Here is a 16,404-nt window from a genome sequence, read left to right on the forward strand (position 1 = left end):
ATCTTGGCTAAAGATAGATGCAGAAGAGGATTTTATGTTTCAGCATGCTTGCTTTTCAAGTATGATTGCTAGCTGGTTTTTGGGTAGATAATTTTATTGATTGCGTTCTTTTGTGGCTGCTATTAACTGTTGTAATAAAAAAATTCGAATCACGAAAATAGCCATGTTATGGGGTGTTGGTATAACTTTGTGGAATAGCTACGCTCTTTCTGCTAATGATACACAATCGAAGCCCGTTGAGTCACAAAGTAATGGTATTTATTTTAAGTCAAGGTTTGAAAACAAGACTAAGCCTGATTTAGGCTCATATAGTCAATGTACTACCCGCTCTCCCTCCTTTGAGTTGAAAAATGTTCCCGAGTTTTCAATATTGCCAGCTATTTCTCAAATTAAGATGGAAGCTGACAGTATGCCTGAAAATAGTAAGAAGCTTACGCATTTAAAAGGGAATGTATCTGTGCGTGATGAAAAATCACTGTTGAAAGCGGAAGAGGTTGTGGTTGAGCATTTGACCGAAACGATTAAAGCGAGCGGAGGTGTCTCATTTGAGTCTGAAGAGGCTTTTTTTAGCGCTCAATCTTTGACAAAAGCAGGAGTGGATAATCAAGTTCATATTGATGACGCTGAGTTTTATTTGTTTTCGAATCATGCAAATGGCACCGCCGATTCAATCACTATCGATAGCAAGGAGTCTCTTAATTTAACACAACTTTCTTTTAGCACTTGCCCGATTAATAAGCCTGGTTGGTTATTAGAAACTGATGAGATGAATATTAATCAGCAAGCAGGTAGAGGTGAAGCCTGGCATTCTGTCATGAGAGTTGGGGGGGTTCCTGTGTTTTATTTTCCGTATATTAATTTCCCTACTGATGATCGGCGCAAGTCAGGGTTACTTTCGCCACGGATAAAATATAGTGATCGTAATGGTTATGATGTCGCTCAGCCAGTTTATTGGAATATTGCACCACAAATGGATGCAACAATAACTCCTCGCTTAATTGAAAAACGAGGAGAGCAATTGTGGACAGAGTTTCGTTGGTTAACGCAACGAGCAGAATCGTCAATTAACCTTGAGTGGATGAATGAAGACAAGCTGTTTCTATCTGATAATAAGAAAGATCGTTGGCTAGCACAGCTTAAAAGTGAAACTGTTTTTAACCCTCATTGGAAGTTGGATTTAGATGCTCAGCGTGTTAGTGATAGTGATTATTTTCGCGACTTTTCTTCTGGGTTAGGAGGTTCTAATGAAACGAGACTTTCTAGTCAAGTTGCGTTGACTTACCAAGATTCAATTTGGCAAATGAAGTGGTTTGCTTTGACTCACCAGTCGTTGATTGGTAATGAATCATATCGCTATTTACCTAGCTGGTTGGCTACTGCTGATTATTTATCTGATAGTGGGTTTAGGTGGCAATGGACGTCTGATATTACTCGGTTCGAGCATAAAAACTCAGAACAGGTAGAAGGCGAACGTATGAGCTTGTTGCCTGGTGTCAGCTTTCCAATGCGAAATCTGTGGGGATATTTAACCCCCAAATTAAACTATCAGCTAAGTCGTTATAAACAAACATCGCTTATTGAAAGCAGTGAAATTACAACTACTCGTAATGTCCCTATTATTAGTTTAGATAGTGGTATTTATCTCGATCGCCAACTTCAGATTGGCGGGAAAGATTATACGCACACACTAGCTCCCAGACTGTTTTATACTTATATTCCTTATCGGAACCAAGACTCAATTAATAATTTTGATACTACCCAAGGAGATTTTGGTTTTAGTCGATTGTGGCAAGAGAATCGTTTTACAGGCGTTGATCGGGTTGGTGATACAAATCAATTGAGTTTTGCTTTGGGTAATAGTTTGGTTGATGAAAGCTCAGGTAATGAAATTGTTCGCTTATCGGTTGGTCGAATATACTATTTTGCTGATAGGGAGGTCCGTTTAAATCCTGCTGATGAAGCAGAGACAGAGCAACAGTCTCCGTGGCTAACGGAAGTTGAATATCGACTAAATTCAGCTTTTTCATTAACAGGTTTAATTCAGTGGGATGAGGGGAGCAAACAGACCCAAAGAGCACAAACACGAATAAATTTTGAACCGAAAGATAATCATATTGTCAATTTAACTCACAGATATCGAGATGTAGATGGAAATTTTAATGAGGAAATTGACTTTTCTTTTGCCTGGCCATTGAATGATAAGTGGCGCTTGCTCGGAAGGTGGTATAATGATTTACAGCGTGAACAAGTGATTGAGAGGTTAGTTGGTGTTGAATATGAATCTTGCTGTTGGGCTATTAGGTTGGTGGCTCAAAAATATTTGAATACTCAGTTAGATAGTTCTGGTATTTCAACTACTCTAGCGGGGAATGAACGTTATAATGATGGCGTTTATCTACAGTTTGTATTTAAAGGACTAGGAAGTGTCGGGCCGTCGGGGATGGACGACTTACTTTCTTCAAGTATTACAGGGTATAAAGACCCTTTTAGTCGAAATAGGTAATGTTGTATTTGTTAAATTCGGATAGTTAGGTTTTAGCAAATTTTTAGGTTTTTAATAAAAAGATGGTTTTATGATGAAAAAGTTAATTAAGTTAAGTGCAATTGCTATTATTTGTTTTTATAACGCAGTTGCCTGTGCCAACCTCAAAGTGGTTGATCGAGTGGTTGCCTTGGTTGATTCAGATGTTGTTTTAGCCAGCGAGTTAGTTCGTAGAACCAATTCAATTATTGAACAGATTAAAGAAAGAAATCAGACTGTGCCTCCTCTTGAAAAGTTGAAAGAGCAGGTTTTAGAAAGGTTAATAATGGAGTCTTTGCAGCTGCAAATGGCTAAGCGTGTAGGAGTGAGAATCAGTGATACTGAGTTAGACGCCACTTTAGAAAATATTGCTGGTGAAAATAAGTTATCAGTAGAAGAGTTTAGAAAACAAGTTGTATCTAAAGGGACTTCGTGGGCTTTGTTTCGTGAAGATCTGCGTACTGAAATTATGGTTTCTAGAGTTAGAAACGGTAGTGTCTCGCGCAGAATTCAGATCAGTGATAAAGAAATAGATAATTTACTAGTTCAGATTAATCAAGAAGGCGAAAGTCGAACGCAATATTCACTAGGTCATATACTTTTAACATTAGCAGAAGATGCGTCTCCTGAAGAAATAGCTAAAGTCAGAGCGCAAGCTGAAAAAATTGTTATTGAGTTGCGAAATGGGGCGAATTTTCAAGAATATGCAATTAGCTATTCGGCTGGCCAGAACGCTTTAAGTGGAGGTGATTTAGGGTGGCGGAGCTTGTCCCAGTTGCCCAGCCTCTTTGCTGGTAGTGTAAGAAACATGAAGCAGGGAGAGATATCTGAACCTTTAAGAAGTGGTAGTGGTTTACATATTTTGAAGTTAATTGAGTCTAAGGGAGGCTTTGAGACTCACCAAGTCATGCAAACTCATGTTAGACATATATTGATTACACCTGATGCAATTACCGATGAGAAAGCTGCATTAGATAAAATATTACTGGTTCGTCAAAGAATTGTTGATGGAGAAAAGTTTGAAGATTTGGCTATCGAATTCTCTGATGATAAAGGAACTGCTGCTTTAGGTGGTGATTTGAAATGGTCGGATCCAGGAACTTTTGTTGCTGAATTTAATGAAACGATGGAGTCTTTGGCCATTAATGAACTAAGTCAGCCTGTAAAAACTCAGTTTGGTTGGCATATTATGGAAGTGTTAGGGCGTCGTAATCAAGATCAAACAGAAGAGAAAAAACGCGAGACAGCTTACCGTATATTACAAAAACGAAAGTTTGAAGAAGAAGCTCAACTTTGGTTAAGAGAACTGAAAGATCAAGCTTATATTCGAATTATCGATGAAAAGTAACGCTGATAAATCGGTCCCACGAATTTTATTAACTATGGGCGAGCCTGCGGGCATTGGCCCAGAGTTACTCGTTAGAATTGCACAACTTAATTTTTTAGCAGAGCTGATTGTTATTGCTGATCCTAATATATTAATGCTGGTGGCAAAGAAGCTTAAGCTGCCTTTGCAATTGGTGGAGATTGACTGGGAAAAACAAAGTATAAAGCACCAGCCAGGAACACTATTTATTTGTTCTATTCAATTACCTGCTAAAGTGGTCGCTGGCCAGTTATGTGTTGAAAATGCACAAGCAACACTTGATACCTTGACTATGGCAAGTGATTTAGCTTTAGCTAAAAAAGTTAATGCTATTGTTACTGCACCTGTGCATAAAGCAAATCTTAATCATGCGGATAGCCTTTTTATGGGGCATACTGAGTTTTTTGCTAAACAGGCTAATGTTGATAAGGTTGTTATGATGCTCGCCAGTGGTGGGTTAAGAATTACACTGGCGACAACTCATATTCCATTATCAAAAGTGTCACAGACAGTTGATAAAAAGTTAGTGTCTCAAACTCTAGGTATTATTTTTGACTCATTCCAGTTGTATGGTTTAAGCAAACCTAAAATAGCTGTTTGTGGTTTAAATCCTCATGCTGGTGAAGATGGTTTATTAGGACATGAAGATAGCGAAGAGATTTTGCCTGCTATTCAAGAATTTGTTCAAAGAGGACAAAGTGTTTTTGGGCCTTTTCCGGCTGATACTTTGTTTACTCCACAAAAGCGCAGTCATTTTGATGTGTTTCTAGCCATGTATCATGATCAGGGATTACCGGTTGTTAAAGCATTTGGTTTTGGAAAGTGTGCAAATGTGACTTTAGGCCTACCATTTATTAGAACTTCTGTTGATCATGGTACTGCTTTAGATATTGCACCGAGTTACTCTGCATCTGCGGATAGTTTGGAATATGCTATCAATTATGCCATTCAGCTTGTTTCTGGAGAGTTACCTCAATGAAGGCTTTTAATCCTAATCAACATCAAGCTAAAAAACGTTTTGGTCAAAACTTTTTACAAGATGGTGCAATTATTGAGCGCATTGTCAAAAGTATTAGACCGACTGAAAATGAGTCCATTGTTGAAATTGGTCCTGGTTTGGGAGCATTGACTAAAAACTTATTAGTTAAGTCAAAAAAAATTTCAGTCATTGAACTAGATAGAGATGTTATTCCAAAGCTAAAATTTAACTGTGATGGCTTAGGCACTTTAAATATTTACCAGCAAGATGCACTGAAAACAAACTTTTCTGAGTTCGCGCAAAATGGAAAAATTCGCGTGTTGGGAAACCTCCCTTATAATATATCTACTCCTATCATGTTTCATTTATATCAATATTTAAATGATATTCAAGATATGCATTTCATGTTGCAAAAAGAAGTCGTGCAGCGGATGGTTGCTAAACCAGGCAACAAAACATATGGACGACTAAGTGTAATGACTCAATATGCTTGTGATGCTCAGTTACTGTTTATTGTGCCTCCTGAAGCTTTTATTCCTGCCCCTAAGGTTGATTCTGCTATTGTGAGGTTGGTGCCCAAAAAGAATCCAATACCACTTAAAGACTTTAATTTATTTTCTTCTATTGTGACTGAAGCTTTTAATCAAAGGCGCAAAACCGTGCGCAATGTTTGGAAGAAGCGTTTGACGAATGAAGACTTTGTTGCACTTGAAATTGAGCCAGGCTTACGGCCAGAAAACCTCCCACTAGAGTCCTTCATCCAAGCGGCTAACTATTTAGCCGATAATACTGTCTAAATTGTCTTCTGAATAATAATTGATCATTATTAAACTCAGTTCACTCAAAGCTGTTCAGTTTTGGTTAATTTTGAGTTTGTTACTCTTATCCTGTTCCGAAGTTTGTATTTTTTATCGGTATTAAGGATTACGGTGAGGTTATTATGAAATTTGCTTATAGTTTGTTGGTTGTGCCACTGGTTATTACTTTGAGCGCCTGTTCTACTCATTATCGTGCGTCAAGTCATCATGGGTATAAGCATCATCGTCATGGGCATGTTTCTGTTGGGGTTCATGGGCATCATCATGGTCGTGGTGGGAGTATATTAGGGGCATTAGTGGTTGGCGGTGTAATAGGTCATTTATTAACTGAAGCACATAAAAAAGATGCTCATGCAGAGCATGTTGTGGTGCCTTCTGATGAGGATGATGAATTAGTCAATGGTTATACAATCAATGATGAAAATGAATTATCGGAAGAACAAAAGCGTTGGTATCAATTAGGTAAAAATGGAAAATGTTACTTAATGGAAACTATAAATGGTAAAACAGATATTATTTCTTTGGTTCCTATTAATATGTGCGGGTAGTGAATAACAAACTATTTTAGCTGCCTGTTTAACACTAGCGCTTGCGTTTTATAGGCTGGTATAGGCTTAGAAAAATAATAGCCTTGTCCATACTGACAGTTCATTTCAAGTAAAGTGCTTAATTGAAGAGGTGTTTCGACACCTTCGGCCACTAAATCAATTTTCATTGTTTTTGCAAGAGCAACGATCATATTGATAATAGGGTGATCTTGATTTTTTTCCGTAATGTTTGTGACAAATGAGCGATCAATTTTTAATATATCAAACGGCAGTTGGTTTAAGTAACTTAAGGATGAATAACCTGTACCAAAATCATCTAGCGAAATTCTGATCCCTGCCAGTTTTAGTTGGTGAAAAAGGTGTCTGGCTTTCGCTTTATTTTCCATTAAAATATGTTCTGTGACCTCAACAACTATCGAACTTTTATTGAGTTGATATTTCTCAATGATGTCACAAATATCATCAACTAACTTTGAGTCTACAAAGCGTTGAGCAGAAATATTGATGCTGATATAGATTGATTCTTGAGTGATTTTTTGCCAAGCTTGCAATTGTTGTCCAATATTTTTTAGAAGTTGCTCGTCGAGTAGCTTTATCACCTCTGTTTGCTCTGCAATAGGAATGAACTCATTAGGGGACACCAACCCTCTAATAGGATGTTTCCAACGAGTTAAAGCCTCAAAGCCTTTAACTTTACCACTTTTTAAGTCGACAATTGGTTGATAGTAAAACTCTAGCTGTTGGTTTTCGACCGCTTCAATTAAATCTTGTTGAATTTTTCTTTCATAAAGTAACGCTTGATGTAGAGATATTTCATAAATTTGAATATTGTTTTTACCAAGGTTTTTAGCGTGGTACATTGCATGATCAGCGTGACGAAGCAGTTCTTCTGATGAGGCTGTATTTTCATCTTTAAAACTAATACCAATACTAATAGAGGCTTTAATTGGTTGCTCATTAATTAAAAATGGTTCTTGTAAGGCTTCTAAAATTCTTTGTGCGATTTGAACTGCTTGTTGTGTATTTTCTAAAGATTCCAACAATACCGCAAATTCATCTCCACCTAGCCTTGCCAATGTGTCAGAGTCCCTTAATTGAGATTGAATTAAATTAGCTGAATTGAGTAATAAAAGATCGCCTGCATGGTGTCCAAAATTATCATTAACGAGTTTAAAGTCATCAAAATCAATAAATAATACGGCTAATTCAAATTGTGAACTTCTTTCTGAAAGTGAAAAGGCATGCTCAATTCTATCTAAAAACAAATTCCGATTAGCCAATCCTGTTACCTGATCGTGTAGGGCTTGGAATTCGAGCTTTTTATCTTTAAACTTTCTTTCAATTGCTGTGCTGATATGTTGTGCTAAAAAATTCAAAAATGTTTTATCTTGTGAAGTAAAACAAGTGTTTTTTTCATAACTTTGCAAAGCGATTGAGCCAGCTAAGTTTTCGCTTATTTTAAATGGAGCTGCTAACCATGAGTATGGGATATTTTTTTGCATTAAAATTAAGCCGTCATTCGCAAGAGCCTGCAATTCTTCAAAATTGGCAATTTTTGAATGTTGAGTTTGAATAACTTGAGCTACTAGCGATTGCGCCACACGAGTTTGGTCAAACTCTAAGTCGAAATGACTCTCTCCATGTTCATCTTGAAAGTAAGGAAATGAGTAGCTATCTTTTCTTTTATCATATAATGTAATGAAAAAGCTTTGAGTCTTAACTTGTTTGGTTATAAGTTGATGAAGGTGTTGATATAAATCTTTTTCGGATTTAGAGCTATAAGTTAAATTGGATATCTCTAAATAGAGTTCAGTGAGTTTATTCGATTCCTCAAGAGCTAAAATCGTTTTTTCTAACGCGATGATATTTGATTCAAACGAAAGTTTTGAAGCGAGTACTGATGCTAATATTTCAAGATAACGCTGATGTTCATGGGTAAAAAAATTTAATTGAGAGTTTTCTGAATCGATAACACCAAGCAGTTTACCTTTAAAGGTTATTGGTACTGTCAGTTCTGAAAGTCTGCTTTTATCGTCAATAATATAATCGGTGTTTTTTCGAGTATCGGTTATTAAAATGGATTTTTTTTTCTTAGCTGCTTTTCCAACAATACCTTGCCCTAATTTTATAGAAATAGGATTCTTGATTTTTTTTCTTATCGGGTTTTTGGGGCCATAGGCTGCAGCTTGAATTAAGGTATTATGGTTTTTGTCTAGTAGATAAATAATGCAGTCTTCAAAGTTGAGTGCTTTAATCGTATGGTGTGCTAGGTGCCAAACGATATCTTCAATCGAATCTAGCTTATTGATTTGTATAACAAAATCTAATAAAGCTTCAAGCGACTGCTGTTTCTCAAAAAAGGACGGACAGAGTGAGCTATCTGGCGGTTGGTTAATAGATGCACTAGATGTTTTTCTCAAAAGTGACACCTTCGCGAAATGAGCTTAGGTAGAGTATAGATCAAATAGGCATTGAGTGGGATATCTGGAGGATCAAGATTATTAAAAAAAGAGCCTTTCGGCTCTTTTTGTGGATCATCATTCATCCAAAAAACTACGCAACCGATCTGAACGGGTTGGATGTCTTAATTTTCGTAACGCCTTGGCTTCTATCTGACGAATTCGCTCTCGAGTAACATCGAACTGTTTGCCAACTTCTTCTAATGTGTGATCCGTATTCATATCAATTCCGAATCTCATTCTAAGAACTTTAGCTTCCCTTGCTGTTAAACCAGCCAATACCGTTTTAGTTGCTTCACGTAAGCTCTCTGAGGTAGCTGAATCAATAGGCGAATCTTGGTTTCCATCTTCAATGAAGTCACCTAGATGAGAATCTTCATCATCGCCAATTGGCGTTTCCATAGAAATAGGTTCTTTGGCAATCTTTAAAACCTTACGAATTTTATCTTCAGGCATTTCCATTCTTTCTGCTAATTCTTCTGGTTGCGGTTCTCTACCCATTTCCTGAAGCATTTGGCGGGAAATACGATTTAATTTGTTGATTGTTTCTATCATATGAACAGGGATACGAATAGTTCTAGCTTGGTCTGCTATGGAACGAGTTATTGCTTGTCTAATCCACCAAGTTGCATAAGTTGAAAATTTGTAACCTCTTCGGTATTCAAATTTATCAACAGCTTTCATCAAACCAATATTGCCTTCCTGAATTAAATCTAAGAATTGGAGGCCGCGATTGGTATATTTTTTCGCGATAGAAATAACCAACCTTAGGTTCGCTTCAACCATTTCTTTTTTGGCTCTGCGCGCTTTGGCTTCACCAATTGACATTCGACGATTCGTTTCTTTAACTTCTACAATCGTTAAATTACTGTCTTTTTCAACTTTGCGCATTTTGTTCTGGCAGCGAATTATATCTTCTGCGACTTCTTCCAGGCGCTCTTTATATTCGGTATCTCTAGCTAGGATCGAATCTATCCATTTAGGGTTTGTTTCGTTTCCTGGAAAACTTCGAATGAAATCTTTACGTGGCATCTTAGCTGTTTCGGTTGCCAGTTTCATAATTAATCTTTCTTGGGTACGTAAGGTCGCCATACGTCTTCTCATGCGCTCAGAAAGACGGTCAAACATTTTTGGAAGGAGACGGAATTTTAAGAAAGATTCTTTCATATCATCGATATGTTGGATCGCTGTTTTGTGATTGCGTCCATATTTAGATATTGCAGCAATAGACTTTTCAAATTGCTCTCTAAGCTCTGCAAATAACTCTGCTGCTAATTCAGGATCTGGTCCTTGGTTAGCTTCATCGTCATCTTCATCGTCAACATCAACGTCAGCATCTTCATCTGCCAATTCTTCTTTAGGCACTTCTGAGCCTACGTGGCTTGCTGCCATTGCTGCTTCATCTTCAGAATCGGCATAACCTGTTATGATATCTGTTAGCCTGATTTCTCCAGCGGAATAACGATCAAATTCGTCTAACAATGTGGAAATAGTTTCAGGATATTCGGCTATAGATGCTAATACCTGCCGAATACCGTCTTCAATTCTGCGGGCTATTTCTATTTCGCCTTCACGAGTTAGTAGTTCTACCGTTCCCATTTCTCGCATATACATACGAACAGGATCGGTGGTTCTTCCAAATTCACTATCGACACTCGCTAATGCAGCTGCGGCTTCTTCGGCGGCATCTTCGTCTGTCGCAGAGTTTTCGTTCATTAATAGTGCATCGGCTTCAGGTGCAGTTTCATACACTTGAATCCCCATATCATTGATCATACTAATGATATCTTCTACCTGATCTGGGTCTACAATATCAGGAGGTAGGTGATCATTAACTTCAGCATAGGTAAGGTAACCTTGCTCTTTACCACGAGTAATCAGCAATTTCAGTTGAGATTGTTGCGATACAGTTGGATGAGAATTATCTACCATTAATTTTTAACCTTAAATCAGACTGAAAACGACAGTCGTTGGTTGTTCACACAGAAAAGTAACTCTGTGAACACGGAACCGCCAATTATACACAGTCTAGACCCTAATCAGCAAGATTACTAACCGCTAACTTATGATAAATTATAAAAAAAATACATAATCGCGTAATTTGCCAATCACATCGCAATTATTGAAGATGGAATATCTATTTACAACTTTTTTATAATTGTTTTAAAAGCTGCTTTAATTGCCTTTTCTCTTCTTCAGTCAAGGGGAATGTGTCTGATTTTTGGGTTAGTTGATCTAACTGTTGTTCAAGGTAGCTTTTTTCTAGCCGCTTGAATATTTCACACAACTCGATAGGTGCATTTTCGCTGCTAGAGTGTAGTTCTACAGTTGCCAGTTTGGTTAGATGTGGAAATTCACTTCTCCCACGCCAGTTTTCAATAAGCATGGCGGTTGTCATTTCTTCATGATCTTGAAGTAATTGAGAGAGTTCGTACAGCAATTTCGCACCAGGCTCTGTCATTTCTGCTAGCCATTTTGCTTCTGCCGCTGGCAGTGCATCAGGATATTGCAATAATAAGCTAATTGCTCGTCGATAGGGGGTGGGAGTTTGAGGACGATTAGCCTGATTGACAGGCTTGGGTGAGGCTGGTTCTGGTTTTTCCAACGGAGGCGTTGTTGGGTGTATGTTATCTGTGTTTATTTCATTCGCTTTCTCAAGCGTTTTACTCATAACTTGTTGAAGCTGTTTATTATTTAACCCTGATAATTCGCCTAGTCGAGTTTCAAATCTAGCCCTTAAAACACTATCTTGAATTTCTTGAAAATAGGGTTTGGCTAAATGTATGAGGCGGGCTGGTCCTTCAAATGTATTCATATCAACTTGAGACTTTAGGTGTTCTATCAGGTAATCAAATAAGGTAGTCGATTGTTCAACCTGTTGTTTGAAAGCTTCGCTACCAATTTTTCTTACCATGGTATCTGGATCTTCGCCATCAGGTAGGAACATAAGACGAACTTCTCTGGTGTCTTTGACTAAAGGTAAAGCATGTTTTAAAGCTCTAAGAGCTGCTGCTTTTCCAGCACGATCACCATCGAAACAAAATACGACTTTAGGACATATTCTAAATAGTGTTTGTAAGTGTTCACTTGTGGTTGCTGTACCTAAAGTTGCAGTTGCGTTGCTAATCCCAAATTGAGCCAATGCTACAACATCCATATAACCTTCTACAATAATAACGTGATCGATATTACGTAATTGATGACGCATCTCATATAGCCCGTATAACTCTCTACCTTTATGAAAAAGGCTTGTTTCGGGAGAGTTGAGGTATTTGGGTTCTCCTTGGTCAATAACACGTCCGCCAAACCCGAGTACTTGCCCCCTGCGATTACGGATTGGAAACATGATTCTGTCACGGAAGCGATCATAGGCATGCCCATTCTCTTTTGCGATCATCATGCCTGTTTCAATTAAATCTTTTTGTAATTGATTTTTGTCTTTATCTAAATGAGATAAATTTTGCCATTCGTCAGGTGCATATCCAATGCCATATAACTTAGCAATTTCACCACTTACTCCCCTGTTTTTTAGATAATTAATTGCTTTTTGAGCTTGTGGGTGTGTTTTGAGTAGTTGCTGATAATGTTTAGATACTTCTGCCATTAAGGGAAAAAGATCGTGGTGTTGATGCTTTTGCTCGCCTGAGTAGGCCTCTCTCGGAACTTCTAACCCAAGTTGCGCGGCTAAATCTTCTATAGCTACTACAAACTCTTGACCTTCATATTCCATTAAAAACGTCAGTGCATTTCCACTTGCGCCACAACCAAAGCAGTAATAAAACTGTTTGTCAGGGTTAACTGAAAAAGAAGGCGTTTTTTCGTTATGAAATGGGCAGCAGGCACTATAATTGCGACCGGCTTTTTTGAGGCTAACTCTACGATCAATGAGTTCAACTAAATCTACACGACTCAGTAGTTCATTAATAAACGATTGTGGAATGCGTCCGGCCATGTCGTAATGTGCTAATGAGAGAGTTTTTCTATTCTGCCCAAAGGAAGCGGGAAAGTGAACTGTTTATCGGAATAAACAAAGTTAATTATTTAATTAGTAATAACTAAAAAATGAACAGCTCATTGAAAAATAAGCAATAAAACTCAACTTTAAGACGAAAGTTTCGCTTTTATCAGTCCGCTTATTTTCCCCATATCAGCTCGACCTTGCATTTGAGGTTTTAGTATTCCCATGACTTTTCCCATGTCTCTCATGGACTCTGCGCCACTGTCAGAAATAGCTTTATCAATTAAAGTAGCAATTTCACTTTCACTCAAAGCTTTAGGGAGGAATACTTGCAACGTTTCGATTTCTGCCTTTTCTACATCTGCTAATTCTTGACGGTTGGCAGCCTCAAACTGAGAAATAGAATCTCTACGTTGCTTAATCATTTTATCTAAAATGGCCAAAATTTCGGTATCTCCAACTTCGATTCGTTGGTCAACTTCAATTTGTTTTATTTGAGCAAGTAACATGCGTAAAGCACTTAGGCGCTCTTTTTCTTTAGCGCGCATGGCCTCTTTCATGCTGTCTTTTATTTGCGTAAGCAATTGCGACATACTATAGCCTATCTATATAAAACGTTGGTTTTTTTAAATAAAATTATAACTTAGTATAAACGCTTGCGTTTGAACTGTTCGCGCGAGTTCTTTTTTAAAGAACGTTTAACTGCGGCTGCTTTTTTACGCTTGCGAACAGAAGTTGGTTTTTCATAGTGTTCTCTACGACGTACTTCAGAAAGTATACCTGCTTTTTCACAAGCACGTTTGAAGCGACGTAATGCAATGTCGAAAGGTTCGTTTTCTTTCAGTTTAACTGCTGGCATTTAATTAATCCTAGCTTTAGCCAATCTTTTTGGCATTTCAATGAGTAAATACGGTTAAAATTTCGTCAAAAACAACGAGGGCGCAAATTCTACTGTTTTTTGTTAGTGAATGCAAAGCGAAACAGATATTTTTTGGAAGTATTTAAAATCTTCTGTATGATCTGTTGGTTCGAGTAGGGGTGTGTATAGATTTTTTGAATTTAAAAGGTTAAAAAAATCTATTTAGTAATGAATAACGTTGAGCTATTAATTTGAATTGTATACGTATATTAGGTATTGAAAGTTCTTGCGATGAAACGGGGATCGCCATTTACGATGAGCAATCTGGAATAATTGCACATAAGCTTTATTCTCAGGTTAAAGTTCATCAGGAGTATGGTGGTGTTGTTCCTGAGTTGGCATCAAGGGATCATGTGCGTAAGATTATTCCTCTCATCAGAGATACTTTAAAAGAGGCCCATTGTCGCACTGAAGATATTTCAGCAGTTGCATATACCCAAGGGCCTGGCTTGATAGGCGCTTTGTTAGTGGGGGCAACTGTCGCTAAGAGTATAGCCTTTGCTTGGAATAAACCGGCTTTAGGGATACATCATTTAGAAGGGCATTTGCTCGCACCTATGCTAGAAGAAAATAAGCCTGACTTCCCATTTTTAGCATTGCTGGTTTCTGGCGGTCATACGATGTTGGTGAGTGTATTCGGTTTGGGGAATTATCAAATAATTGGTGAATCGATTGATGATGCCGCAGGAGAGGCATTTGACAAAACCGCTAAAATAATGGGGTTGGATTACCCTGGAGGACCGCTTTTAGCAAAGTTGGCTGAACAAGGGGATGGTAGTGAAATGCGTTTCCCGCGCCCTATGACTGATAGACCGGGGTTGGATTTTAGCTTTAGTGGTTTAAAAACCTTCGCAGCTAATCGAGTGGCTGCTACCGATGGCTCACTGCAAGCCAATGCTAATATTGCCCAAGCATTCCAAGAGGCGGTGGTTGATACTTTAGCGATTAAATGTAAGCGAGCTTTAAAACAGACAGGACATAAGCGTTTAGTGGTTGCTGGCGGAGTAAGTGCTAACCTTAGTTTACGTGAGAAGCTCGCTAAATTGATGCAAGACTTAGGTGGAGAGGTTTTTTATCCTCGTCATGAATACTGCACTGACAATGGCGCTATGATTGCGTATGCAGGTTTTTGTCATTTTAAACAATCAAAAGATGATGGACATACTATTAAGGTTTTTCCTCGTTGGCCATTGGCTTCTAGTTCAGGGGAGTAAGATACGTCTTTATTAAGACGTATCAAATACTGGTAAATGATAATCTAGAGTTTTTCCAGTTGATAACCTTTTTTCTGGAGCTGTTTAACGATGCCTTGCTCTCCAACCAAATGTGCGGCACCAACTAAAACAAATTCAACTTCTTTGGTTTTGAAATAGTTCTCTATAATTGGCATCCAGTTGTTATTTCGATCAACTAATAGTGACTGGTACATTTTGGGGTAATCTTTCTTCATTAAATCATTTGCTAACTCGTCGAGCCCTTTTGCATTACCACTGCGCCATAGCTTTATCATTTGGCTAAATTGTTCATTAGTGTTTGTGAAATCTTGTAGCATATTGAGATAAAAAGCATCTTCATTGTTTAAACCCATTTGTGCTAGAAAGTTGAGTTGTTCCTCTGGGGTTTCTAAAAATAATGCTGATTTCTTATCTTTCTCTGCTCGCTTTGAGAAGTGGGCATCTATTCCTTCTTGGGTTGCTCCCATAATTTGTAGTTCGTAGGCTAAGAATACTGACATGAGCATGCCTGGCTTGGCTTTTCGGTAAAAGTCGAGAGAGACTCCGCGTTTTTTGGCATGTTGTTCTAGCTTTTGATAAGTCTCTTGAGTGACCACGGATGAAATCGTTCTTTCATCTTGGTAACTGAGTAGTTTTAGCATCATTTGCATCATTTTAGGACTGCGTAACTGTGATATATCGGTTTCAAAAGTGACAGCTTGAGAGGCCTGATAAGCTTGTTCAAACTCTTTAGGTAGTGGGTAGTCTTGTTGGCGCAAGAAATGAATAGTTCCGCCTAAATAAACCGTCGCCTCATCTTTAGTTGCCTTCCAGACAGAGGTTTCTGCAAAAGTATTTTGGGCTATGAACCCGGTTAATAGTAAAGCTAATAGTTTTTTCATTTTATAATCCTGACAAAGTGTATTTGACGATTATTGGCGTCTAAAAATAGATATCATGCCACTAATTATTTAGGAGGGAGGTTTTTACTGCCAATAATTGGCTCTTTTCCTTCAATAATATTGGCAATATTTTTTCTATGGCGTAAGACTACTATTGCAGACAAAAAAAGCAATGGAAGAAATAAATCATTGTTAAAGTAATAAGAAAATACGGCAATAATAATAGCCAGAGTAATTGAGGCAATTGATGAACGTTGAAAAGACCAAGCTGTTACTATCCAACTGAGAATTGCTAAAATGGCTAGTCGAGGAACGATCAGTAATAATATGGCAATTAAACTGGCGACACCTTTTCCTCCTTTAAACCCAAAATAAATTGGAAAACAATGCCCTAACAAAGCACTGACGCCAATCCAGCAAATCTGTGTTTTTGAGTAGCCTAACCACATAGCTAATGTAATAGGGGCTGCTGTTTTGATAATATCACCAAATAATGTTGCTAAAGCGGCTTTGGAGCCTCCAATTCTATGAACGTTGGTTGCCCCTGGGTTGTTTGAGCCTGAAAGTCGAGGATCGGGAAGGGTTAAAATTCGACATACAACTATTGCAGTTGAAATTGAACCACTTAAGTAAGCTAGTAAAAGTATGGCGGGGTAAATTATGTCCATTTACTCTGTTTAATCAGGCAAGCTTATGTTTCACGATTGTAAATCATTCGTT

General features: G+C 37.9%; 13 protein-coding genes. 6 read left to right on the forward strand and 7 right to left on the reverse strand.

Features of this window, described 5'->3' with window-relative positions:
- The first annotated feature begins 163 nt into the window (after window positions 1-163).
- The 5 genes from ACT5E3_RS04985 (at window position 164) to ACT5E3_RS05005 (ending at window position 6,232) form a co-directional block, all read left to right on the forward strand.
- A complete protein-coding gene (locus ACT5E3_RS04985; RefSeq protein ID WP_444997206.1) occupies window positions 164-2,503 on the forward strand; it encodes an LPS-assembly protein LptD in 2,340 nt (779 codons plus the stop codon).
- Window positions 2,504-2,573: 70 nt separating this feature from the next.
- A complete protein-coding gene (locus ACT5E3_RS04990; RefSeq protein ID WP_444997207.1) occupies window positions 2,574-3,869 on the forward strand; it encodes a peptidylprolyl isomerase in 1,296 nt (431 codons plus the stop codon).
- A complete protein-coding gene (gene pdxA / locus ACT5E3_RS04995) occupies window positions 3,859-4,866 on the forward strand; it encodes a 4-hydroxythreonine-4-phosphate dehydrogenase PdxA (protein WP_444997208.1) in 1,008 nt (335 codons plus the stop codon). Before ACT5E3_RS04990 ends, pdxA begins: the two co-directional genes overlap by 11 nt.
- Window positions 4,863-5,663, forward strand: a complete 801-nt coding sequence (gene rsmA, locus ACT5E3_RS05000; protein WP_444997209.1) for a 16S rRNA (adenine(1518)-N(6)/adenine(1519)-N(6))-dimethyltransferase RsmA — start codon at window positions 4,863-4,865, stop codon at window positions 5,661-5,663. Before pdxA ends, rsmA begins: the two co-directional genes overlap by 4 nt.
- Before the next feature lie 143 nt (window positions 5,664-5,806).
- On the forward strand, window positions 5,807-6,232 hold the full coding sequence (locus ACT5E3_RS05005) for a hypothetical protein (protein WP_444997210.1): 426 nt from the start codon (window positions 5,807-5,809) through the stop codon (window positions 6,230-6,232).
- Window positions 6,233-6,243: 11 nt separating this feature from the next.
- Here ACT5E3_RS05005 and ACT5E3_RS05010 read toward each other — a convergent pair whose 3' ends face one another.
- From ACT5E3_RS05010 to rpsU, 5 genes are all read right to left on the reverse strand, one after another.
- Window positions 6,244-8,652 carry an EAL domain-containing protein gene (locus ACT5E3_RS05010; protein WP_444997211.1) on the reverse strand — a complete coding sequence of 803 codons (2,409 nt, stop codon included), beginning with the start codon at window positions 8,650-8,652 and terminating at the stop codon, window positions 6,244-6,246.
- A 117-nt stretch (window positions 8,653-8,769) separates the two neighbouring features.
- Window positions 8,770-10,623 carry an RNA polymerase sigma factor RpoD gene (rpoD, locus tag ACT5E3_RS05015; protein ID WP_444997212.1) on the reverse strand — a complete coding sequence of 618 codons (1,854 nt, stop codon included), beginning with the start codon at window positions 10,621-10,623 and terminating at the stop codon, window positions 8,770-8,772.
- 220 nt (window positions 10,624-10,843) lie between these two features.
- Window positions 10,844-12,643 carry a DNA primase gene (gene dnaG, locus ACT5E3_RS05020; protein WP_444997213.1) on the reverse strand — a complete coding sequence of 600 codons (1,800 nt, stop codon included), beginning with the start codon at window positions 12,641-12,643 and terminating at the stop codon, window positions 10,844-10,846.
- A gap of 149 nt (window positions 12,644-12,792) precedes the next feature.
- A complete protein-coding gene (locus ACT5E3_RS05025) occupies window positions 12,793-13,242 on the reverse strand; it encodes a GatB/YqeY domain-containing protein (RefSeq protein ID WP_444997214.1) in 450 nt (149 codons plus the stop codon).
- A gap of 50 nt (window positions 13,243-13,292) precedes the next feature.
- The gene (rpsU, locus tag ACT5E3_RS05030) at window positions 13,293-13,508 is read right to left on the reverse strand and encodes a 30S ribosomal protein S21 (protein ID WP_444997215.1); all 216 of its coding nucleotides are present in this window, start codon (window positions 13,506-13,508) and stop codon (window positions 13,293-13,295) included.
- Between the two features lie 260 nt (window positions 13,509-13,768).
- Between rpsU and tsaD the strand changes: the two genes are divergently transcribed.
- Window positions 13,769-14,782, forward strand: coding sequence for a tRNA (adenosine(37)-N6)-threonylcarbamoyltransferase complex transferase subunit TsaD (gene tsaD / locus ACT5E3_RS05035; RefSeq protein WP_444998580.1), 1,014 nt, complete (start codon window positions 13,769-13,771; stop codon window positions 14,780-14,782).
- 44 nt (window positions 14,783-14,826) lie between these two features.
- Here tsaD and ACT5E3_RS05040 read toward each other — a convergent pair whose 3' ends face one another.
- Together ACT5E3_RS05040 and plsY are read right to left on the reverse strand one after the other, a co-directional pair.
- A complete protein-coding gene (locus ACT5E3_RS05040) occupies window positions 14,827-15,684 on the reverse strand; it encodes a TraB/GumN family protein (RefSeq protein ID WP_444997216.1) in 858 nt (285 codons plus the stop codon).
- A 65-nt stretch (window positions 15,685-15,749) separates the two neighbouring features.
- Window positions 15,750-16,352: a glycerol-3-phosphate 1-O-acyltransferase PlsY gene (gene plsY, locus ACT5E3_RS05045; RefSeq protein WP_444997217.1), complete on the reverse strand. Its 603-nt coding sequence runs from the start codon at window positions 16,350-16,352 to the stop codon at window positions 15,750-15,752.
- Window positions 16,353-16,404 lie beyond the last annotated feature (52 nt).

This window comes from Aliikangiella litoralis (assembly GCF_052495765.1).